This is a genomic window from Agrobacterium tumefaciens (assembly GCF_031801495.1).
Taxonomy (GTDB): domain Bacteria; phylum Pseudomonadota; class Alphaproteobacteria; order Rhizobiales; family Rhizobiaceae; genus Agrobacterium; species Agrobacterium tumefaciens_K.
This window is the reverse complement of sequence record NZ_JAOEGC010000001.1, coordinates 774936-797740: the sequence shown is the minus strand read 5'-3', so window position 1 is coordinate 797740 and position 22805 is coordinate 774936. Positions and strand designations below refer to the sequence as shown.

General features: G+C 59.2%; 22 protein-coding genes. 9 read left to right on the top strand and 13 right to left on the bottom strand.

Features of this window, described 5'->3' with window-relative positions:
• The first annotated feature begins 1 nt into the window (after position 1).
• From N7578_RS03740 to N7578_RS03730, 3 genes are read left to right on the top strand one after another with little or no spacing between them, the layout of a single operon-like run.
• On the top strand, positions 2-892 hold the full coding sequence (locus tag N7578_RS03740) for an ABC transporter ATP-binding protein (protein WP_311108962.1): 891 nt from the start codon (positions 2-4) through the stop codon (positions 890-892).
• Positions 885-1709 (top strand): ATP-binding cassette domain-containing protein, encoded by an 825-nt coding sequence (locus N7578_RS03735; RefSeq protein ID WP_311108961.1) that lies wholly within the window; start codon positions 885-887, stop codon positions 1707-1709. Before N7578_RS03740 ends, N7578_RS03735 begins: the two co-directional genes overlap by 8 nt.
• Before the next feature lie 16 nt (positions 1710-1725).
• Entirely contained in the window at positions 1726-2907 is a 1182-nt protein-coding gene (locus N7578_RS03730; RefSeq protein WP_311108960.1) for a M20 aminoacylase family protein, read from the top strand.
• A gap of 123 nt (positions 2908-3030) precedes the next feature.
• Here N7578_RS03730 and N7578_RS03725 read toward each other — a convergent pair whose 3' ends face one another.
• From N7578_RS03725 to N7578_RS03700, 6 genes are all read right to left on the bottom strand, one after another.
• A complete protein-coding gene (locus tag N7578_RS03725; RefSeq protein ID WP_311108959.1) occupies positions 3031-3705 on the bottom strand; it encodes a 4-carboxy-4-hydroxy-2-oxoadipate aldolase/oxaloacetate decarboxylase in 675 nt (224 codons plus the stop codon).
• 111 nt (positions 3706-3816) lie between these two features.
• Complete coding sequence (locus tag N7578_RS03720; protein WP_311108958.1) at positions 3817-4653, bottom strand: ABC transporter substrate-binding protein; 837 nt, start codon at positions 4651-4653, stop codon at positions 3817-3819.
• A 36-nt stretch (positions 4654-4689) separates the two neighbouring features.
• On the bottom strand, positions 4690-5457 hold the full coding sequence (locus N7578_RS03715) for an amino acid ABC transporter ATP-binding protein (RefSeq protein ID WP_311108957.1): 768 nt from the start codon (positions 5455-5457) through the stop codon (positions 4690-4692).
• Positions 5454-6212 carry an amino acid ABC transporter permease gene (locus tag N7578_RS03710; protein ID WP_311108956.1) on the bottom strand — a complete coding sequence of 253 codons (759 nt, stop codon included), beginning with the start codon at positions 6210-6212 and terminating at the stop codon, positions 5454-5456. Before N7578_RS03710 ends, N7578_RS03715 begins: the two co-directional genes overlap by 4 nt.
• Positions 6209-6916 (bottom strand): amino acid ABC transporter permease, encoded by a 708-nt coding sequence (locus N7578_RS03705; protein ID WP_311108955.1) that lies wholly within the window; start codon positions 6914-6916, stop codon positions 6209-6211. The genes N7578_RS03710 and N7578_RS03705 overlap by 4 nt, the downstream gene beginning before the upstream one ends.
• On the bottom strand, positions 6913-7686 hold the full coding sequence (locus tag N7578_RS03700) for an SDR family oxidoreductase (protein ID WP_311108954.1): 774 nt from the start codon (positions 7684-7686) through the stop codon (positions 6913-6915). The genes N7578_RS03705 and N7578_RS03700 overlap by 4 nt, the downstream gene beginning before the upstream one ends.
• A gap of 262 nt (positions 7687-7948) precedes the next feature.
• Between N7578_RS03700 and nac the strand changes: the two genes are divergently transcribed.
• Positions 7949-8854 carry a nitrogen assimilation transcriptional regulator NAC gene (gene nac, locus N7578_RS03695; protein ID WP_311108953.1) on the top strand — a complete coding sequence of 302 codons (906 nt, stop codon included), beginning with the start codon at positions 7949-7951 and terminating at the stop codon, positions 8852-8854.
• A gap of 4 nt (positions 8855-8858) precedes the next feature.
• Here the strand turns inward: nac and N7578_RS03690 are convergent, their stop codons facing one another.
• The 7 genes from N7578_RS03690 to N7578_RS03660 are packed head-to-tail and all read right to left on the bottom strand — an operon-like array spanning position 8859 to position 14805.
• Entirely contained in the window at positions 8859-10061 is a 1203-nt protein-coding gene (locus tag N7578_RS03690) for a pyridoxal phosphate-dependent aminotransferase (RefSeq protein ID WP_311108952.1), read from the bottom strand.
• Between the two features lie 52 nt (positions 10062-10113).
• Entirely contained in the window at positions 10114-10881 is a 768-nt protein-coding gene (locus N7578_RS03685; protein ID WP_311108951.1) for a 5-oxoprolinase subunit PxpA, read from the bottom strand.
• Positions 10882-10897: 16 nt separating this feature from the next.
• Positions 10898-11893: a biotin-dependent carboxyltransferase family protein gene (locus N7578_RS03680; protein ID WP_311108950.1), complete on the bottom strand. Its 996-nt coding sequence runs from the start codon at positions 11891-11893 to the stop codon at positions 10898-10900.
• The gene (gene pxpB / locus N7578_RS03675) at positions 11890-12597 is read right to left on the bottom strand and encodes a 5-oxoprolinase subunit PxpB (protein ID WP_311108949.1); all 708 of its coding nucleotides are present in this window, start codon (positions 12595-12597) and stop codon (positions 11890-11892) included. Before pxpB ends, N7578_RS03680 begins: the two co-directional genes overlap by 4 nt.
• Entirely contained in the window at positions 12594-13007 is a 414-nt protein-coding gene (locus N7578_RS03670; protein ID WP_311108948.1) for an acetyl-CoA carboxylase, read from the bottom strand. The genes pxpB and N7578_RS03670 overlap by 4 nt, the downstream gene beginning before the upstream one ends.
• Positions 13004-14371, bottom strand: coding sequence for an acetyl-CoA carboxylase biotin carboxylase subunit (gene accC, locus N7578_RS03665; protein ID WP_311108947.1), 1368 nt, complete (start codon positions 14369-14371; stop codon positions 13004-13006). Before accC ends, N7578_RS03670 begins: the two co-directional genes overlap by 4 nt.
• Complete coding sequence (locus tag N7578_RS03660) at positions 14371-14805, bottom strand: acetyl-CoA carboxylase biotin carboxyl carrier protein subunit (RefSeq protein ID WP_311108946.1); 435 nt, start codon at positions 14803-14805, stop codon at positions 14371-14373. Before N7578_RS03660 ends, accC begins: the two co-directional genes overlap by 1 nt.
• A gap of 436 nt (positions 14806-15241) precedes the next feature.
• Between N7578_RS03660 and N7578_RS03655 the strand changes: the two genes are divergently transcribed.
• The 5 genes from N7578_RS03655 (at position 15242) to N7578_RS03635 (ending at position 22804) form a co-directional block, all read left to right on the top strand.
• The gene (locus tag N7578_RS03655; RefSeq protein ID WP_311108945.1) at positions 15242-18229 is read left to right on the top strand and encodes an autotransporter domain-containing protein; all 2988 of its coding nucleotides are present in this window, start codon (positions 15242-15244) and stop codon (positions 18227-18229) included.
• A 321-nt stretch (positions 18230-18550) separates the two neighbouring features.
• A complete protein-coding gene (locus N7578_RS03650) occupies positions 18551-19492 on the top strand; it encodes a D-ribose ABC transporter substrate-binding protein (protein ID WP_311108944.1) in 942 nt (313 codons plus the stop codon).
• A gap of 71 nt (positions 19493-19563) precedes the next feature.
• Complete coding sequence (locus N7578_RS03645) at positions 19564-20187, top strand: DUF2291 domain-containing protein (protein WP_311108943.1); 624 nt, start codon at positions 19564-19566, stop codon at positions 20185-20187.
• Positions 20184-21728 carry a sugar ABC transporter ATP-binding protein gene (locus N7578_RS03640; RefSeq protein WP_311108942.1) on the top strand — a complete coding sequence of 515 codons (1545 nt, stop codon included), beginning with the start codon at positions 20184-20186 and terminating at the stop codon, positions 21726-21728. Before N7578_RS03645 ends, N7578_RS03640 begins: the two co-directional genes overlap by 4 nt.
• The gene (locus N7578_RS03635; RefSeq protein ID WP_311108941.1) at positions 21725-22804 is read left to right on the top strand and encodes an ABC transporter permease; all 1080 of its coding nucleotides are present in this window, start codon (positions 21725-21727) and stop codon (positions 22802-22804) included. The genes N7578_RS03640 and N7578_RS03635 overlap by 4 nt, the downstream gene beginning before the upstream one ends.
• Position 22805: the final 1 nt, after the last annotated feature.

Genomic DNA, 22805 nt, shown 5'->3' with positions numbered 1-22805 from the left:
CATGACACTGCTCGATATCAAGAACCTCAACCTTTCCATGCGCAGCTTCGAGGGCGAAACGCAGATCCTGCACGGCATCGACCTCACGGTCGAACGCGGCGAGATCTGGGGCATGGTCGGCGAGACTGGCTCCGGCAAATCGCTGACCGGCCTCTCCGTTTCGCGCCTCATCCCACCGGCAACCGGACGCTATCTGGCCGGTTCGATCGAGTTCGAAGGCCGCGACGTGCTGAAGGCCAACGAGAAGGAAATGCGGACGCTGCGCGGCCGCAAGATCGGCATGATCTTTCAGGATCCGACGACCAACCTCAACCCGGTCTTCCGCATCGGCACGCAGCTGGTCGATGTGGCACTGCATGCCGGACATGCCGACCCGACCGTGCTGGGCCTCGAACCCGGCGCCTCATCCAGCGAGCTGAAAAAAGCGGCAAAACGCGTTTCCATCGACATGCTCGACAAGGTCGGGATCCCGAAGGCGGCGGAGCGCATCCACGATTATCCGCACCAGTTTTCCGGCGGCATGAAGCAACGCGTGCTGATCGCCATGGCGATGATCGGCAAACCGGACTTGCTGATTGCCGATGAGCCGACAACCGCGCTTGATGTTTCCGTTCAGGCGCAGATCCTGAAGCTGATCCATGAACTGGTGGCCGAAAGAAACATCGGCGTGCTGATGATCACCCACAATCTCGGTGTCGTGGCGCAGATCTGCTCCCATGTGGCTGTCATGTATCGTGGCCGCATTCTGGAGCGCGGGCCAGTGATGGACGTTCTCAAACGCCCAAACCACGTCTACACGCAAGCGCTCCTCAATTCCATTCCGACAGCCCATACCAAGCGTGGCGAACTCCGCGGCCTTGGCGGCGTCATGCCGGAGGCTCATCATGCTTGAGATCAAAAACGTCTCGAAAATCTTTCCCGGCCAGCGCAAGAGCCTGTTCGGCCAAACCGAGGGTTTTCGCGCACTGGACGATGTCAGTCTGCATGTACGGAAGGGTAAGAGTTTTGGCCTCGTCGGCGAGTCGGGCTCGGGCAAGACGACACTCACGCGCTGCATCCTGCGACTGGAGACGCTGACGTCAGGCAACATCCTTTATGACGGCGCCGACATAGCCAAACTAACGCCGAACGAGATGCGCCACCTGCGCGCCCGCTTGCAGATCGTCTTTCAGGATCCCTATGCGTCGCTCGATCCCCGCATGACGATCCATGACATCGTCGCCGAACCGCTGGTTATCCATCGCGATATCGTTCCCATGACTGCGCGTCAGCGCACCGAGCGCGTGCTGGAACTGCTCCTTCAGGTCGGTTTGCGCGAAGAACACCTGTTCCGATACCCGCACGAGTTCTCCGGTGGCCAGCGCCAGCGTATCGGCATTGCCCGCGCGCTGGCGGTCAAGCCTGAATTCCTGATCCTCGACGAACCCACGTCGGCACTCGACGTCTCCGTTCAGGCTGACGTGCTCAATCTCCTGCATAGACTACAGGAAGAACTCGGCCTCACCTATTTCTTCATCAGCCACGATCTCGGCGTCATCCGTTATATCTGTGACGAAGTTGCTGTGATCTATCGCGGAAAGCTGGTTGAAAGCGGCCCGGTTGAGGATATCTTCGAGCGACCAACCAACGAATACACGCGCATGCTGCTTGATGCGATGCCGGATCCAGACCCGGATCGCTCGCCCTTCCGCCAGGCCGCATCCGCATAACGATCTTGGAGCAAGCATGACCTTCGACGCGCCGTCTCTCGCAGCCCTTGCAGATGAAGCCAGAACCTGGCGCAGGACCATCCATCAGCACCCCGAACTGCTCTTCGACCTGCCAAAGACTGCGGCATTGGTAACCGAAAAGCTGAAGGAATTCGGTTGCGACGAAGTGGTCGGCGGCATTGCCAGAACAGGAGTCGTTGCGGTCATCAATGGCAAGCGCGGGCCGGGCCGCACGATCGCGCTGCGCTCCGACATGGATGCTTTGCCGATGGCGGAGCAGACAAACCTGCCTTACGCCTCCAAGGTCGAAAACATGATGCACGCCTGCGGTCATGACGGTCACACCGCCATGCTTCTGGCCACCGCCAAGCAGCTCGCCGAAAGCCGCGATTTTGCAGGCAAGGTCGTGCTGATCTTCCAGCCCGCCGAAGAGGGCGGCGCTGGCGCAAGGGTCATGATCGAGGAAGGCATTCTTGAACGCTTCGGCATCGAAGAAGTCTACGGCATGCATAACCAGCCGGGTCTACCTGTGGGGTCGTTCGCCATCCGCAGCGGCCCGATGATGGCTGGCGGCGACCGTTTCGTGGTGACGATCAACGGCAAGGGAGGCCATGCCGCCTACCCGCACCTCTCCCATGACCCGGTTCTTGCCGGAGCACAGATGATCGTTGCCCTGCAGGCGATTGCCTCGCGCTTCACCAATCCTTTCGATCCCGTCGTCGTCTCGATCACCTTCATGGAAGGCGGCAATGCCGGCGCGCTGAACGTTATCCCCGCCTCTATCCGCATCGGCGGTACGATCCGCACCATGAACGCGGCAACGCGGAAGATGGTCGAGGAACGCTTTCGCGAAGTCGTCACTGGCACGGCGAAATCCCTCGGTTCGGAAGCCGTCATCGACTGGCGTCCGGGCTATCCGGTGACCGTCAACAATCCGGCAAAAACGCTGGCTGCCGCTGCCGCCGCCACCGCTATTGCGGGCGCAGAAAAGGTCGATACCAACTGGCCTGCGACAATGGGCTCGGAGGACTTTTCCTACATGCTGGAAAAGCGTCCCGGCGCGATCATCTGGCTGGGCAACGGGGACAGCGCGGACCTGCACAATCCGGCCTATGATTTCAACGACGATGCGATCATTCACGGCGTCAGCTACTGGCTGTCGCTCGTCGGTCAACGTCTCAGCGACCCTGCAGCTTGATCAAAATCGGACCCACGATACATACGAAAAAAGGGTGGTCGCGTGAGCACCCTTTCAACATCCGTTCAAACCGGCATGTGACGATTGAAAAGGAAGCATCCGGCAGCGGGCTTCCTTTTCCCCTCAGATGTCGACCACGAGACCCTTGGCCTTGAGCACTGCCTCAAGATTGCTGACCTCGATCACGGACTTACCGGCCTTGTAAGCGGCAATGTAACCGGCTTCGGCGTCTTCGCGTGCCTGCGAGAGTTTTGCCACGTCTGCCACTTCATGGCGGCGCACGACAACGAGGCCATCGGCATCGCCGACGATCACATCGCCCGGATTGATGATTTCACCGCCAACGATGATGCTGTCGTTGGTCGTGCCGATCGTTTCCTTGACGGTGCCCTTGATGCACTGGCTGAACGAGAAGACCGGGAAGCCAAGTTCGCGCAGCTGCAGCGTATCGCGCACGCCGGTATCGGTGACCAGACCGCCGATGCCCTTGGCAAGGCAGGCATTGGCGAGAACGTCGCCGAACGAACCGGCTTCTTCGTACTCTCCAGCGGAAACGACGATGATGTCGCCCGGCTTGGCATAGTTGATCGCCAGCTGCAACATGATGTTGTCGCGCGGTGAGGACTTAACAGTGAAGGCCGGACCGCAAAGCTTCATGCGGTAATCAACCGGCTTCAGACGCGACGACAGCGCGCCGCGGCGACCCTGCGCCTCATGAATGGTAGCGGGCGAAAATTTCGCAATAGCCGCCAGATCCTCCTTGGAGGGGCGTTCGGGAATGTCTTTGATATGTGCCATTGGGCCCTCCTCGAGGCCATAGATAAACCGCACGGCGGCAAGAATGCCGCCGTCGGCAATTCTCGGATTTTGGTTGGGTTTTGAGACCGGAAGGCGCGACGCGCCGTCAGATTACGGAATCGGATCGAACTTCAGTTCGGATAGGGGGACGACCTTGTCGGTTCGGGTCATCTTGTATTCGGTGCCCTGACCAAGCCACTTGTCCCAGATCTTGTTGATCTCGCCATCGGCGTCCAGCTTGCGCAGGATCTCGTTGACCTTGGCGGTCAGCGCCGGCTGGTCCTTCTGCATGCCGATACCGATCGGCTGGTACAGCATCGGCTCCTCGATCATGCGCATTTCCTTGCCGCGGTTCTTCGATTCGTTGACGAACTTCGTCGTCGTCATCGTGTTGGCGACCATGCCGCGAGCCTTGCCCTGCTGAACGGCAAGGTACGCGGAAGCGGTATCCTGGAATGTCAGCGGCTCGGACTTGTTGAGCTTGATCGACATTTCAGATGTAGAGCCCTTGGCAGAAGCAATGCGCTGGCCGACGAAATCCGCCTTGGACTTACCTTCGTCCGTGGTCGGAACGATCAGCATTTCCTTGGCAAGATAGTAGGGATCGCTGAACTGGATCTGTTCGGCGCGGCTCTGGGTGTAAGCAAGGTTGGCAACGGTGATGTCGACGCGGCCGAGTTTGACTTCCGGCACGCGGGCCTCAACCGAAACCGGCTTCACTTCAGCCGTGACGCCGAGTTCCTTGGCGATGGCGTTGCAAAGGTCGACGTCGAAGCCGGCCATTTCACGTGTCTTCGGATCCGGAGCGGAGAATGGCGGCACGTCGGCGAAGGTCGCGCAACGCAGCTTCTTGGCCGACAGGATGTCGGCGAGCTGGTCAGCCTTGGCTGGTGCGACCACGGCAGCGCTCGCCATAAGCGAGGTAAGAATTGCGAATTTCCAGTTCATTTGCTGTTCTCCATTGTTATTTTATAGGGCAGTCCGTTAGTGCCGCAGATCAGCAAGAAAACGCTGAGCACGCGGATGTCGTGGATTCTTGAAAAACTCTTCGGGAGGAGCGCTTTCTAGGATTTCGCCCGCGTCGATGAACCAGATGCGGTCGGCAACGTCGCGTGCAAAGCCCATTTCGTGGGTAACGCAAAGCATGGTCATGCCTTCAGCGGCCAGACTTTTCATCACGCTCAGCACTTCACCGACCATTTCCGGATCGAGCGCGCTCGTCGGCTCGTCGAAGAGCATGACCGGGGGTTCCATAGCCAGCGCGCGGGCAATCGCCACACGCTGCTGCTGACCACCTGAGAGCTGACCGGGATAGGAATTTGCCTTGTCGGCAAGACCGACCCGATCGAGCAGCTTGAGCGCCTTATCATGAGCGACGGCCGCCGGGACACCTTTCACCCGGATCGGCGACATCGAAACATTGTCGACGACGGAAAGATGGGGAAACAGGTTGAAGCTCTGGAACACAAAGCCGATACGGCTGCGCAACTTGTTCAACTCGCTACCGCGCATCGGCGCGTGGATGTTCTGACCTTCGAAGCTGATGCCGCCGCTGTTGATCTCTTCCAGACGATTGACCGTGCGGATCAGGGTCGACTTGCCGGAGCCCGACGGACCGCAGATGACCACGACTTCGCCACGCGCCACTTCAGCGGTGATATTCTTCAGAACCTGGTAATCGCCGTAGTTCTTGCAAACGTCGGCGATACGGATCGCCGGGGCGGCCTGCTGTTCGGAAACTGAGGTGCTCATAGCTGCTCCGTAATGGTTTTGAGAGGCGCGGTTTCAGCCGGAAGGCGGGCATTGCGTGGCCCGGCACGACGGCGAGCAATCCGACGCTCGACACTGTTTGCGACATAGGTCAGGCTCCAGCAGAGGATGTAATAGACCACTGCAAGAATGAGGAAGACCTGGAAAGGCTGCGTCAGAAGCTGGTTGTTCACCTGGCTCGCCGCGAATGTCAGATCAGGCACGTTGATGACGTAACCGAGCGTGGTGTCCTTGATCGTCGACACGAAGGTGGAGATCATGCTCGGGATCATGTTGTAGAGCGCCTGCGGCAGGATGACATAGCGCATGGCGCCGAGATGGCTGTGCCCAAGGGCACGGGCAGCATCCATCTGTCCCTGACCAAGGGATACGATACCAGCCCGCACCACTTCGCTGAGGAATGCGCCCTGGTAGATGACCAGCGTCACCAGCATGATCAGGAAGCTCGGCACGTCTGCACCGGTCCACAGCGGGATGACGAAATAGCACCACAGGATGAGCATGAGCAGCGGCACGCCGCGGGTCACGTACACAAGACCTGTGATCGGCCAGCTCAGGAGCCGCCACTTGGAAAGACGGGCAAGCGCCATCAGGATACTGACCGGGAAAGCCAGTGCGATTGCCAGCGCCGAAAGGATCAGCGTGTTGGCAAGGCCGCCAAGAGGCCCGTTCGGATACTGCCCGATCAGAAGCAGCAGCCAGTAATCCTGTATGATCGTCACGAAATCCTGGATCATGCGCGTGCCCTCCGCGCCGGATCGGCTCGCATCGAGATATAGGCTCCGATTCCCATGATGATGAGCGAGAAGAACAGATAGGTCACGGTGCCGATCATGTAGACCTCGAAGGTCCGGAAGCTGATGTTCTCTATTTCCTTGACCGCATGGGTAAGCTCAGGCGCACCGATGACAATGGCAAGGCTGCTGTTCTTGAACAGCGAAACGCTGTGGTTGATGAGCGGCGGCAAGGCGTTGCGAACACCCTGCGGCATGATGACGAAGCGCATGGCCGAGGTATAACCATGACCGAGCGCCTGTGCCGCTTCCATCTGGCCGAGGCTGACGGAACGCAGGCCGGAACGAAGATCTTCGCTGAAATAGGCCGCCTGACACAATCCAAGTCCGATGACCGCGAAGATCGCTTCGGCATTATGCGTTGCGAGCCAGTCTGACAGACCCTGCGGCATCAGCGTGAAGATGCCGAAATACCAGAGCATCAGCTGCACCAGTGTCGGCACGTTGCGGTGATACGACACATAGGCCGCAACCACAGGCTCGCCGAACCGGAGGGGAGAAACACGCAGGGCCAGCAACAGGATCGCCAACGTCATCGCCAGCAACCAGGATCCGAAATAGATGATGAAGGTCATCTCGATGCCGTGCAGAAGCATCGAGACATATTCCGGATTCGTCAGGATTGCTGAAAGATCAAACCCGTTCACCGCTTGGTCCCTTCGGAACTGGCGGCCGGCGTCTGCGGCTTGGCTGTCTGCAGGCCGCCCATAACCTGGAGTGTAGGGGTGATTTCCATGTGTCCGATGTTGACCGCGACGGGCGCCGCAACGGCAAACGCAATCGCGTCGGCAACGTCGGAAGCCTGCGGCAATTCAAAACCATCGATGAAGCGCTCGCGGATCGACGGGTCATCACCATGCACATGGTTGAAAATATCGGTCGCCACTCGACCAGGGCAGATTTCCGTAACCCGGACCCGCTTGCCAAACGTATCGATTCTGAGCTGGTTCGACAGCATCGCGACACCAGCCTTCGTGGCATGGTAGGTGGAGTTTCCGCCGAAATTGTAGTTGCCCGCAATGGAGGAGATGTTGATGACGTGCCCGCGATCACGCGCAGCCATGCCAGGCACGATCAGCCGGCAGAGGTGCAGAACGGCCCGCAGGTTTACGTCGATTAGCAGATCGATATCGCCATCTTCCGCTTCAAGAAACTTCTTGGGACGATCAACGCCTGCATTGTTGACGAGAATATCGAACTCGACTTCCGACGCGAGCTTCGCCAGTGCCTCACGATCCATCACATCGATTGCATGCGGAATGCAACCCGTGCGCTCAGCCAGTTCCTCAAGCGCGCCTGCGCTTCTCGCAAGAGCATGCACTTCGATATTTTCACGGCGGAAACGCTCGACGATCGCCGCACCGATCCCTCCGGAGGCACCCGTTACAAGAGCAGTTTTATAGTCGGAAAAAGGCATTCGTATTCATCCCCTTGTCGTTAGGTTTGAGATTAGCGGAGCTTTGGCTTTCTGCCTAAGACCGATTGAATCTGGATGGATAAGGATGCGTTATGGAGCGCACTCGCTCAAAATCATCAAGTTCAGACAGACACTTAGACGTTCTCCTTTTACAAACGGCTCAAATGCACACCTTCTTTTTTTCCCGCTGGCAGCCGAAGCGCGCGTTGCATTCCGCTGCGCGGCCTGCGAAAATCGCGTCGCAGATAAAGAGGGAACATTCATGGACATACGACGACTGAGATCGTTCATCGTGATCGTCGATACCGGCAGCATCACCCGCGCTGCGGACGTTCTGCACATAGCACAGCCAGCCCTGAGCCAGCAGCTTGCCGCGCTGGAGGATCATTTTCAGCAGAAACTGCTGATCCGCAGCCAGCAAGGTGTTTCCATGACCGAAGCCGGTCGCGCTGTCTATCGCCACGCGCAGATCATCCTGCGCCAGATGGACCTTGCACAGTCGGACGTGAAGGCAGCAGGCGACGCGCTGGTCGGTCGCGTTTCCGTGGGCCTCGTTCCGTTCAGCAGCGCCGCGACGCTCTCAGCCGACCTTCTGATCGAGACGCGCAAACGTCATCCCGGAATTCTCCTTCATCTGACCGAAAGCGTCGGCCAGACCTACAGCCAGATGATCATGAACGGACGTCTTGAGATGGCGCTCATTCATGGTTCCGGCCCGATCAAGGGCGTTCGCTTCGAACCCCTGCTGAATGAGGACTTTTACTTCGTTGGCCACAGTCGCCTCGGCATCGAAGCGGGCGAACAATCCCTTGCGATCTCCGCCCTGGCGGACGTCCCGCTCCTTCTGCCACCGCCTTACAACTTCGTGCGCCGGGCTGTCGATCTTGCCTTCACCCGCGCCCGTGTTTCGCTGAACGTCGTTGCGGAAATCGAAATCGTCCGTACGCTGTCCCGCGCCGTCGCCGACGGCATGGGCGCAACGATCATGCCAAGGGCGATCAGCGAACGCCTTCTGGCAGAGACGAACGAACCGCTTGTCGTGCGCCCCGTTACCCCGAAGATCGAGGAGACATTGTCGTTCTGCGTCTCCGATCAGAGTGAACTGACTGAGCCCGCGCTGGCGGTGAAATCCATTCTGATGGAACTCACCGCCCGGCTGAAATCCTGAACGATCAACGCAGCCCGTTACAGAATTCAGCGATCCGGTTGCAGCCCTCTTCCAGCATCTCCATGCTTGTGGCGTAGGAAATGCGGAAGTAGGGGCTCATGCCGTAAGCCGCGCCCTGGACGGTTGCGACGTGGTGTTCCTCGACCAGACCCATGACGAAATCGACATCCGTCTCGATCTTGCGACCACCCTTGCTGGTCTTGCCGATCAGATCGGAAATGTTCGGGAAAATGTAAAATGCGCCTTCCGGTTTATGAGCACGAATGCCGTCAATTTCGGCGAGCCTGCCGAGCACATAATCACGCCGAGACTTGTAGATGGAAGAACGTTCCTTGAGGAGATCTTGCGGGCCATCGAGCGCGGCAACGGCTGCTGCCTGCGTCAACGTGGAGGTGCCGCCGCTGTTCTGACCGTTGACGTTGCTGATCGCGGCAATCAGGTCCTTCGGTCCGCCGCAGTAACCCAGTCGCCAGCCGGTCATCGCATAGGCCTTGGAAACACCGTTCATGGTCAGCACGCGATCATAAAGCCGCGGCTCGACTTCCGCGATCGTGCAGAATTCGAAGTCGTCATAAACGAGGTGCTCGTAGATATCGTCCGTGAGGATCCAGACATGCGGATGGCGCAGCATGACCTCGGCGATCGCGGCCATTTCAGCGCGCGAGCAGGCAGCGCCGGTCGGGTTGTTCGGGAAATTCAGGAAAAGCCACTTGGTGCGAGGGGTGATCGCCGCTTCCAGATCCTCCGGGCGCAGCTTGAAGCCGGCACTTTCCGGGCAAGGAACCGAAACCGGAATGCCACCGGCAAACTTGACGATATCCGCGTAGCTGACCCACGACGGAGCCGGAATGACGACTTCATCACCCGGATTGCATGTGGCCAGAACGGCGTTGAAGATCACCTGTTTGCCGCCACCCGATACAACGATCTGGTTCGGTTCGTAGGTCAGGTTGTTCTCGCGCTTGAACTTGCTGATGATTGCCGCCTTCATCGCCGGCGTGCCGTCCATGGTCGGGTATTTGGTGTCGCCCGCCAGTGCGGCGGCATAAGCTGCTTCAATGGCATGCGACGGGGTCGGGAAATCCGGCTCGCCGGAGGACAGGCTGACAACCTTGATCCCCTGGGCCGCAAGTTCACGCGCGCGCTGCGTCATCGCAGCGGAAGCGGAGATGGAAACATTCTTCAAACGGTCGGCGGTGGCGGGCATGTTCTGCTCTTCCAGTTTTGAACATATGGTGAAAACGGATCGGCTGAAGATTTCAGCCGGCAACTTCAGATGCAGGCGCAAGCGAACCGCCGGCAACCTCGATTTCGCTACGGACGATACGCGCCAGTTCAAGAGAACCCGGCGTATCGCTGTGAACCAGGATCGAGCGGGCCGGCATCGCAATGGTCGCGCCATCGATGGTTGTCACGGTGCCATCGAGCAGGAACTGACGCACACGGGCGCGAACCGCAGCCTCATCCTTGACCAGCGCGCCCGGCAGGCCGCGGGCAACCAGCCGCCCCTGCGCGTCATAGGCACGGTCTGCAAGAAATAGCAGCAGGGTCTTCAGCGAGGCGCGCCTGGCGGCAGCTTCAATCTCGCTGCCCGGCATCGCAAAGATGATCAGGCTGGGATCGACCGCGCGGATTGCGTCCATCATCAGGTCAGCCAGCTTCGGGTCACGGTTGACCATATTTCCCATGGCAGCGTGAAAGCTGAAATGGGCGACACGCTGGCCTTCACTCGCGGCGATCGCTTTGAGCGCACCCAGCTGATAGAGCATCTGCTGGCGCAGTTCATCGGCCGAATAGGGTATTTCGCGGCGTCCGAACCCGGCGCGATCCGGCAAGCCCGGATGGGCACCGATACCAACACCATTCGCCTTGGCCAGCCGCACCATGCGCGCCATCGTATCGGGATCGCCGCCATGAAAACCGCAGGCGATATTTGCCGAGGATACGACGCTCATCATCGCTTCGTCGTCACACAGGCTGTAAGGACCAAAACCCTCGCCCATGTCGGAATTCAGATCGATCTTCATTCGTTCGTCCTTCACGTCAATTCATCTCGGCAAGCGCCTGGCTGACCATGCGCGAGGTTCTGCGGATATCGTCGATGAAACCGTTGACCGCTTTTTCAACGTCAGCCGCTTCCTGATGGGTAGCACGGACGAAACGCAGCCGGCTGCCGATCCGTGCCTGACCGAGCCGCCATAGATCGGCATCGATGACACCGGCGATCTTGGGATAACCGCCAGCGGTGTTGGCATCGGCCATCTGGATGATGGGCTCACCACTCGGAGGCACCTGCACGACACCAGAAACAACACCATGCGAGCGCATCTCAACCGGCGTCGTCGGCTTTATCGGATCACCCATCAGGCGATAGCCAGTGCGGTCGCTCTGGGTGGAAATCTTCCAGGTCTGCGACCAGAAACGCTCGGCATCCGCTCCAAAGAGGGCATGCTCGCCAGCCGGAATGGCCCGAACGAAAAGCTCGCCATCTTCCTGTTCCGGATAAACGTGGGCCAGAGCATGGACCGGATCGATGACCGCAACACCTGCGGCGGGAAATTTCAGCGGCTCCGCGATCTCATTCACGCGAAGCTTGTCGCCCGTGTTCAGGAACCGGCCTTCATTGCCACCGAATCCACCGCGCAGCGACGTGCTGCGCGATCCCATGACGGGTATGACGTCGATGCCGCCGGCCACACAGATATAAGCGCGGGTGCCGACCCGTGGCTGCCTGAGTTCCAGAACCTGCCCGGCTTCAACCGGCAAGGCACACCAGGGCTGAACCGCACGACCCTCAAGCAACGCACCACAATCGGCGCCGGTCACCACGAATGTCCGCGGCTCCGAAAAACGCAGTTTGAAGGGATAGGTCTGAATCTCGAGCACCGCAGCGCCGGTATCGTTACCCAGAAGGGCGTTGCCGACCTTGAGTGCCAGCGGATCCATAGCGCCGCTGGTGGTCACGCCAATATTCCGGAAACCGGGGCGACCCAGATCCTGTACCGTGTTGAAAAGACCGGTGTGGATGATTTCTATCATAGCTCTATGCTCACTGGCACGAAACGCACCGTATCACCCGGCGCCATGATCGCGGGTTTGGCCGACATCGGATCGAACATCTGCAATTCAGCAAAGCCGATCGAATTCCAGCCGTTGGGACCGGTCAACACGGCAACACCGGTCTGCATACCGCCAATGGTGACGCAGCCTTTTGCCATGTTGAGCGAGGGGACGGTCTTGCGCGGCATGTAGATGCGCGGATCAAGCCCATGCAGATAACCGAAGCCCGGCGCGCTTCCGAGCGCAAAGACCCGATAGGTTCCCTCGTGATGGATCCGCACGACCTCGCGGTCCGACAGACCGGATCTGTCGCAGAGCGCCGCCAGATCAGTCGCGTGTTCACCGCCATAGGTTACGGCGATCTCGATTGTCCTGCCTGCAAGATCGATGCTCTCGGCGTGGTCCCAGGCATCCAGAAGACGCAAGGCCACCATTTCGGGATCTTCCGGCGTTGCTTTCAGCACGACGAGAAGGTTCGTCATGCCCGGCACGATCTCCTGCGTCTCGCTCCACAGTTCGATAACCCTGGACAGGGCCCATATCCTCCGTTGCGAGGCAAGGTCGAAATCACCGGTCACCTCGAGGAGGAACGCCTTCGAGCCGATGGGAGATACACGTGCACCGTTTCGGTCGAGTGCGAAAACTTCCGATGGCGGGACGATTTTGGCAAGCGAGGCGTTCATGCTTCTGGCTCGACTTCTGCAATCGGATCGCCAAAGCTGACGATCGTTCCGGGTTGAACAAGATGGCGTCGAAGACGGCTGGAGGCACCGGCATTCACTGGCAGCAGGATCGGTCCGACGCGCAGGAAACCAACCAGATTGCCATTTGCCGTGACCACCTGCGGTGCCGCACGGGACACATCCGACGTCCAGAATTCACCGGCCATCGGCGCCTTGACGAGCGTGGCCGCAGAGGGCGTAGCGGCTTTGCCGGTCGTCGCCTGGGCCACGGTTTTTTCCGCGGTCGACGCAACCTGTATCCGCAGGCTTTGGCCGGCACGGGTTATCTCGACGCCATCAACGCCGGCAGCTTCTAGGGCGGCGGTCAAGCGTCCGATGATGGCGGGATCGGTCAAATCCACCTTGCTCATGCTTGCCCCCGCATCTTCAGCCATTTCTCAAGATAATGAATGTCCGTTTCACCCTTTTCGAATGCGGGGTCTTCAAACAGCTCGCGCAGGAGCGGCAGATTGGTGGCAATACCATCGAGCCTGAAGGCCGCCAGCGCCGTGCGCGTGCGCGACATGGCCTCGGCCCGGTCACGGCCATGCACGATCAGCTTGGCGATGAGCGAGTCGTAATAGGGAGAAACCCTGTAACCGGCTTCGACATGCGTATCGACACGAACGCCCTCGCTCACCGGCAATTCCAACGCCGAGATGACACCCGCCGATGGCATGAAGGTTGCCGGATCCTCGGCATTGATACGGCATTCGATGGCATGACCCGTGCAGGTCACATGGTCCTGAGCCATTGGCAACTTCTCGCCCTGTGCCACACGAACCTGCTGTTGAACGATATCGACGCCGCTGGTTTCTTCCGTGACCGGATGCTCAACCTGCAGGCGCGTGTTCATTTCGATGAAATAGAAAGCACCGTCCTCATAGAGGAACTCAAACGTGCCGACGCCGCGATACCCGATCTGCTTGCATGCTTCGACGCAGGCAGCACCGACCGGGCCGATCACCGCGTCTGAAATGCCGGGCGCCGGAGCTTCCTCGACGACCTTCTGGTGACGGCGCTGCATGGAGCAGTCGCGATGACCGAGCCAGACCGCGTTTCCATGCGTATCACACAGAACCTGAATTTCGATATGGCGCGGATGCTGGAGGAATTTCTCCATATAGAGCGCGGGCGTACCGAAAGCCTTGCGCGCCTCCTCACGGGTCACCGTCACCGCTTCCAGCAGCGCGGCTTCATCCAGCACGACGCGCATGCCGCGCCCGCCACCGCCGCCCGCAGCCTTGACGATCACGGGATAACCGATCTCGGCAGCAATGGCGCGGACGGCGTCCGGCTCTGCTGGTAGCTCACTGTCAGGCCCGGGAACGCACGGCACACCTGCGGCGACCATGGCACTCTTGGCAGCAATCTTGTCGCCCATCGTCGCAATGGCAGCGGCATCGGGTCCGATAAAGGTAAGTCCCGCATCATCGACTGCAGCCGAAAAACGGGCATTTTCCGACAGAAAACCATAACCCGGATGAATGGCACCGGCCCCCGAAAGGCGGGCGGCGAGCAGAATGGCGTTCTGGTTCAGATAACTTTTCGGCGCAGGCGCCGGACCAATACAGATCGACTCGTCCGCGCTTCGCACATAGGCGGCATTCCGGTCTGCCTCCGAGCAGACGATAACGGTCTTCAGGCCCATTTCCCGGCAAGCACGCACGACACGCAGCGCGATCTCGCCACGATTGGCAATCAGAACCTTGTCAAAACGCGGTTGCGGCTCCATCACGCGATCTCCGCCAGCATGTCGCCCGCTTCGACTTCCGCGCCATTCACGTCGGTCAAACGTGTGATACGGCCCGAACGAGGGGCGGCAATCTTGTTGAACACCTTCATCGCCTCGATGATGAAAAGCGTCTGACCTTCCACGACATGATCGCCGACAGCGACGAACGGAGGATCGCCCGGCGCTGGAGCGATATGCAGAACGCCAAAAATCGGCGCCGTGACGGTCAAGCCGGACAAGGATGGCTCGTCACGCGACATGGCAACTGGCGGAGCCTGATCGACAACCGCGGCATTATCGGCCGCAGGCAGCGAAACGGCTTTTGCCGTGTTCCGGAAAATCCGGACGGTCGTATCTTTCTCGGTAACTGTCAGCTCGGTGACATTGGACCGTCCGACAAAGCCGATGAGTGTTTCTATCTTTGAAAGGTCCATTCCTTGATCCAAACATGGCGGCGCAATTGATGTCACAGGGATCGGACAACAGCGACCACATGTCATTGTGGTAACATAGGCGATGGGTTGATGGGGTCAGACGAACTTTCAATGGCCTCGCCGCGAGGAGCGAAACCCGACGCGGGCGCCAAACGTCCTCCCGTTCAGTGTCGTTTGGCGCGATAGAGGAATAGCGCGGCGCCAGTCCCACAGACCGGCCATACTCCGCAAACCGTTCTGAAGACGGTACTTTGCGACGGCACGCACCCGGTGAAGACCAGAACAAACATGACAAGCGCAGGCAAACAACTCTCGCAGTTTCAGGAGGTTGGCTGGCGCGTCAGCGTTGACAGCAGACTCGGCGTTAACCATGATTGCAAGCGATTCGTTATCTATTCGCCGATGAATGCCGGCACCCAACCGCATCGGTCGCTTAATGACACAGCAACTGCTTCCGGTGTTGTCTCGACGCCTTGGGCTATTCACCGCATTGGCCTCGCTTGCGTTTGCCCTGCCGTCTTTCGCGCAGTCCGTCTGGACCGGCGCCGATGACAACGAGTTCAGCAACACGGCCAACTGGAACCCAGATCTCCCGGGTGCAGCCGATGCCGCCGCGGTGAACGGTGGCTCACCCCAGGTCACGAACGATGTCACGATAGACAGGCTGGGCGTCGATGGCGGCAACGTCACCATCACCAACACAGGCATGCTCACGGTTACCAACGGCAGCACGATCACATCCGGCAGCGTCGGTATAAATGCGGGCGGCGTGCTGAATTCGGATGTAAACCTTGATGGCGGCAGTCTTTTCATAGACGGCAGCCTTAATGGGGATCTGAAGCTCAACACTGGAAACGTCACGGTGAACGGGACGCTCGGCAGCGCCACAGTCGGAGCCGCGACATCGCTTTCAAACAATGGCACGGTCGGCGACCTATCCGTATCGTCCGGCGGCACGTTTACCAACAACAGCGGCGCCACGGCAGGGGCGCTGACCAATGCCGGAACCGCCTCGAATGCTGGCACGCTTGGCTCGCTGACGAATACGGCAGGCAATTTCACCAACAATACCGGCGGCACGATCACCGGAAACACGACAATTTCCAACGGTACCGTGACCAACAATTTCGTCGTGACGGACGTGGACGTCGCCGCCGCAGCGGCATTCGTCAACAACACCGGTGCGGCCGCCAGCAACGTCCGGAACGCCGGTACCGTCACCAATGCAGGCACCATCGCTTCACTGCAAAATGATGCAGGAAACTTCACGAACGCTTTCGGAGGCACGGTCACGGGAAACACCACGATTTCCGGCGGCACCGTGACCAACAACTTCGTCGTTACGGACGTGGACGTCGCGGCAGCGGCAGCCTTCGTCAACAACAGCGGCGCAACAGCAGGAAATGTTCGAAATTCCGGCACCGTCACCAATGCGGGTACCATCGCTTCGCTTCAAAATGATGCCGGAACCTTCATAAACAACTTCGGAGGTACGGTTGCGGGAACCACGACGATTTCAGGTGGAACCGTGACCAACAATTTCGTCGTGACGGACGTCGACGTCGCTGCCGTCGCAACCTTCATCAACAATAGCGGCGCGAACGCCGGCAATATCCAGAATGCCGGAACCGTCAACAATGCAGGCGCCCTAGCGTCACTTCAGAATGACGCGGGAACCTTTACCAACAACAGCGGCGGCACCGTTTCGGGAACGACAAAGGTCGACGGTGGCACGGTCATCAACAACGATACGCTAGCGAATGTCGAAATCGGTACCGGCGGAACCTTCACCAACAACGGCGGGGCAACCGCGGGCGCGGTAACAAATTCTGGTAACGCCTTCAATGACGGGACAATCGCGTCTCTCGTCAACAATAACGGCTCTTTCTCCAACACCGGAACGATCAGTGGCGGCGCAACGGTTGCTGGCGGCGAATTGATAAACGAAGGCACCGTCACCGGGGCAATCGACGTATTCGATGGCGGCCTGCTATCCGGCAGCGGCATCGCCGGCGGATTGAGCGTGAACGCAGGCGGTACGCTTGCGCCCGGACCGGAGATCCAGACGCTTGCCGTCAACGGCGACCTGACATTCCACGCAGGATCGATCTATCAGGTTGATGTGGCCTCGTCCGGCCTTTCCGATCGGGTTGACACATCCGGCAACCTTGTCATTGACGGCGGCACCGTGAATATTCGCGCCACGGGCGGAACATATGGTCTCACGAACAGCTACACGATCCTGACGGCCAGCAACATCACCGGCACTTTCGACAACATCGTGAGTGATTTCGCATTCCTGTCGCCGGAACTGAACTACAGTATCACGACCGTCGATCTGGACCTTGATCGCAATACTGTCGACTTCGCTGACGTTGCGCTGACCGGAAATGACCGCGCCACGGCGGCGGCCATCGAAAAGCTCGGCCCAACCAACGCACTCTTCTCCGTCGTGCTGCCGCTCGATGTCCAGACTGCAGCCAGCGCCTTCTCTCAACTCGACGGCGAGGCACACGCGTCTCTCAAAACAGCGCTTTTGTGGCAAGGCCAGCATGTGCGCGAGGCAATCATCGACCAGACGCGCCCATCCTCTGAGCAGCAGTCGGCATCCACCGATGGTGTTTCGTACTGGGCAACTGGCATTCTCGCTCAAAATCACATCGCGGGCGATGGCAACGCCAGAGGCGCCGACAATTCGGCTGCGGGAGCGTTGATGGGGGCAGATGCGGCGCTTTCAGACACGTGGCGCCTGGGTGGCGTTCTCGGCTACAGCAACCTGTCATCGCCCCATCAGGCGGACGCCGATTCCTATCACGCAGGTTTCTATGCCGCGGGTGATTTCGGCCATCTCGATTTCGTAGGCGGCGCGATTTATTCCCGAAACGAGATCTCGACCAGACGCAATATCGCTTTCGGCTCGTTCGAAGACCTGCTGTCCGCCGACTATGCCGGAACAACCGCGCAGGTTTTCGCCGATATGTCATGGACGCTGGAAACGGGCGACCTCAGCTTGCAGCCCTTTGCCAACCTCGCCTACACCAATCTCGATACGGACGACTTCACGGAACGTGGCGGAGCGGCTGCATTGTCGGTCATCGGCGGCTCCAGCAATATCGCTGCCTCGACAGCGGGCATGCGGTGGTCAGCACGCATGACGACAGACGAGCGACCGATCGTCGTCTCCGGCATGCTGGGCTGGCGTCACTCGACCGGTGACCTGGCGCCGGTTTCGCTTGCGGCCTTCCAAGGCGGATCGCCTTTCATTCTCGAAGGCGTGACAATGCCGCGCGATGCATTGGTGGTCAAAGCAGGGATATCCGCTAAACTTTCCAAGGCTGCACGCCTGACGCTTTCCTACTCCGGTGAATTTGGGCAAAACTTCCAATCGAACGTGACTCACGCGCATCTCTCGGTCAACTTCTAGACCACCCGCACCTCCCACCTGTTTAGCCATGCCTGATTTCGTGCATGTTTTCCTGCGCCCTCCAAGGAATAGCGGAGCAATGATTTCGATTTCTTTCATTTTGCAATTTGATTTCGATGACTGACACAATCATCAGTCACAATTTCCCGCATATCACGTCGATGCGAGCTGAAATGAATAAATCACCGCAATAAAAGAGCACGAAACGTCATAAAATCATTCAAAAAAGCACGAATTCAAAAATATATTGACAATAAACGAAATTGATCGATAGTTTCGGCCGACGGCCACGGGAGGGTGGCCTTGACAACGGGAGGTCTTATGAAACTGACGAAACGTCTATTGATGTCCGTCTTCGCGCTCGGCATTGCCGGCGTGATATCCGGCCCGGCGCTTGCCGCCGACACGATTGCGATCATCACACCGAGTCACGACAATCCTTTCTTCAAGGCTGAAGCCGATGGCGCAGCCGCGAAAGCGAAAGAGCTGGGTTACGCAACTATGGTGCTCGTCCATGATGACGACGCCAACAAGCAGAACGAACTTTTCGACAGCGCCATCGCTGCCGGGGTCAAAGCCATCATCCTCGACAATGCGGGTGCGGATGCTTCCGTCGCCGCCGTTCAGAAGGCCAAGGACAAGGGCATCCCGTCCTTCCTGATCGATCGTGAGATCACCACGACCGGCGTTGCCGTTTCGCAGATCGTGTCGAACAACTATCAGGGCGCACAGCTTGGCGCGGAAGAGTTCGTGAAGCTGATGGGCGAGAAGGGCAATTACGCCGAACTTCTCGGCAAGGAATCCGACACCAATGCCGGCATCCGCTCGCAGGGCTACCACGACGTCATCGACCAATATTCGGAGATGAAGCTGGTCGCCAAGCAGACGGCGAACTGGTCGCAGACCGAAGCCTATACCGTGATGGAATCCATCCTTCAGGCTCACCCCGATATCAAGGGCGTGATTTCGGGCAACGACACCATGGCGATGGGCGCCTACGCCGCGCTTGAAGCAGCGGGCCGCAAGGATGTCATCGTCGTCGGCTTCGACGGCTCGAACGACGTTCGCGACTCGATCAGGAAGGGCGGCATCAAGGCGACCGTCCTGCAGCCAGCCTACCAGCAGGCTCAGAACGCCGTCGAGCAGGCTGACAAGTTCATCAAGACGGGTTCCACCGGACTTGAGGAAAAGCAGCTCATGGACTGCATTCTCATCAATGCCGATAACGCTGGCAAGCTCGAGACTTTCGCGCTGACACAGTGACACCGCTACCGCCACCCGGGATGCGAAACGCATCCCGGGTGGTTCTTGCTTTCAAGAAAGTGCGGATACCCATGAAGATCACCACCCTGCTTGTGGCAAGCGTGCTTGCCGCGTCCCTTTCCGGCTGCAAACTGGTCAAGACCGACAAGGGCGAGGCCGGCGGGCCAGCCGCCGATCCGATCGCCGAACTTGTCGAGACGACCTTCGACGCGAAACTCGTCACGGCACTGAACGAAAAGGCCGTCGACCTCGCGACCCTGCAAGCCGCGATCAGGACAGGTCTGGAAAAGGCCGGTGAAAGCCACGGGGTCCGTGTCGGCGGCGCTGGCGGCGGCTGGAACTTCGCCGTGAAGGGAAGCGCCACGGTCGTCGAGGAAAACCGCGCATCCAAGGCCGCTGTCGCGGATATCGATCTCGATGGTGACGGAAAAGCCGATGCGACGCTGCAGCTCGGTCCGGTCGTCAAGGGCACCGCCTTGCGCGACACCACGGCACTTTATGATTTCTCCACATTCCGGGACCAGATCGAATACGCCAGACTAGGACGGTCGCTGAACGACAAGGCCGTTTCCAAACTGCCCGGCCCCGATATCGCGCTGAACGGCCAGCGCATCAACTTCCTCGGCGCCATGGTGGTCCGTTCCGCCTCGGAAAAGCCGCTCGTCATGCCGGTTTCGATCGAGATTGCGCCATGAGTGACGTGATACCGAACGAGACGCACCCCATTAGCCTCAGAATTCGCAACGGCTCGAAAATCTATCCGGGCACGCAAGCCCTGAAAAATGTCGATTTCGACCTGCGCATGGGCGCGGTCAACGTACTCGTCGGAGAAAACGGCGCCGGAAAATCGACGCTGATGAAAGTCATCGCGGGCGTCGAACAGCTCAATGGCGGCACGATCGAACTCGATGGAGAGGACGTCGTGTTCGCCGACAAGTCCGATGCCGCCAGGCACGGCGTCGGCATCGTCTTTCAGGAACTCAATCTGTTTCCCAACCTCACCGTTGCCGAGAATATCTTCGTCGGACACGAGAAAACGTTCGCCGGCATCCATATCGACCGGCAGGCGCAGACGACCGCAGCACAGGCGCTGATGAAGCGGCTTGAGCAGGACATTGATCCCGGCACGCCGCTCGGTAATCTCAGGATCGGCCAGCAACAGATCGTCGAAATCGCCAAGGCGCTGGCCGAAAATGCCCGCATCCTCATCCTCGACGAACCGACCTCGGCGTTATCGGCGGCCGAAGTCGAAGTGCTGTTTCGCGTCATCAACGACCTGAAGAAACAGGGCGTCGGCATCGTCTACATCTCGCACCGGCTGGAAGAACTGATCCGCATCGGTGACTACATCACCGTCCTGCGCGATGGGGTGATTACCGGTTCGCGATTCATGCAGGGTGTCGACATTCCCTGGATCGTCGCCAACATGATCGGCAGCGCATCGAAGGAGTTTCCGAAAACCGTCGAACACAGCATGGGCGGCGAAGTTTTCCGGGTTGAAAACATCTGCCTTCCAAGCCCGGCAGGCGGTTATGCGGTCGACCACATGTCGCTGTCCGTTCGAGAGGGCGAGATCGTCGGCCTTTACGGGTTGATGGGCGCGGGGCGCTCCGAGCTGCTGGAATGCATCATGGCCCAGCACCCGAATTCATCCGGCCATCTGTTCATCGGCGGAAAACCGTTGAAGGAAAAGAGCGTCGCCGGACGGATCCGCCGTGGTCTGGCGCTGATCCCGGAGGATCGCAAGCGCGACGGTCTGGTGCAGATCATGACCATCCGCGAGAACCTAACCATGTCCTCGCTGTCCGATTTCACCCGCGGCTTCCATCTCAGCCTCAAGGCAGAGGCTGCGAAAGCGGCGGAATTCGTCAAACGGATGGCGATCAAGATCGCCAGTCTCGAGCATCCGGTTTCCAGCCTTTCCGGCGGAAACCAGCAGAAGGTGGTCATCGGCAAGGCGCTGATGACGAAGCCGAAGATCCTATTGATGGATGAACCATCGCGCGGCATCGATATCGGCGCCAAGGCGGAGATTTTCCGCACCATGCGGCGGCTGGCGGCCGATGGCCTCGGCATTCTTTTCGTAACCTCAGATCTGGAGGAGGTCCTCGCCCTCTCCGATCGCATTCTCGTCATGGCGAATGGCAAATTGACCGGACAGTTTCCGGCTGGCGCCAGTGCGGCAGATGTCATGTCTGCAGCCACGCCCAATCTCAAAAGGGTTGAAATATCATGAGCAGCATCGCCGCAGACACCGCAAAAGCCGTGACCGGAGGGTCCAGTTCCAGAACGTCGGCACTGCTGCTGCTTTTGCACATGCGTACCTTCGTGGCGTTGATCCTCGTCTTCACCTTTTTCGCCATTGCCGCCCCGAACTTCCTGTCGGCCGGAAACATGCTGATCATCTCCAAGCATGTGGCGCTCAACGCACTGCTCGCCATCGGCATGACCTTCGTGATCATCGCCGGAGGCATTGATCTGTCGGTCGGCTCCATCGTCGGCCTCTGCGCCATGGTGGCAGGCTATCTGGTCCTTTACGGGATCGATCTCGGCTTTCTCGGCATCGGTTACAGCCTGCAGTTCAACACCATCGAAATCTGCCTGGTCGTTCTGGTGGTGGGCGTGTGTATCGGTTGGATAAACGGGTTATTGATTACCAAGCTGAACGTCGCACCCTTCATCGCGACCCTCGGCACGCTTTATGTTGCCCGCGGCGCGGCACTGCTCTTTTCGGAGGGACGGACCTTCCCCAACCTCTCAGGCAATGCCGAATATGGATCCGACACGTTCCGCATCATCGGATCCGGCTCGTTCCTCGGCCTTCCCGTATCGGTATGGATCATGGTCGTCGTGGCGTTGATCGCCGCCTATCTCGCAACCCGTACACCGCTTGGGCGACATATCTATGCCGTCGGCGGCAATGAACGCGGGGCGGCGCTTTCGGGTGTTCGTGTCGATCGCATCAAACTGTTCGTCTACATGTTTTCCGGCCTTTGCGCGGCGCTCGTCGGACTGATCATCTCCTCCCAGCTTCAGGCCAGCCATCCGGCAACAGGCGAAACCTTCGAGTTGAATGCCATCGCCGCAGCGGTTCTGGGCGGAACGTCCATGTCGGGTGGACGCGGCCGCATTGCCGGTACGATCGTCGGTGCCTTCGTTATCGGCATTCTCGCCGACGGCCTGATCATGATGGGAGTTTCCTCGTTCTGGCAGACCGTGATCAAGGGCCTTGTCATCATTGCCGCCGTTGTCGTCGATCAGGTGCAGCAGAAGCTGCAGGCCCGCGTCGTGCTGCAGCAGAATGCCAATTGAA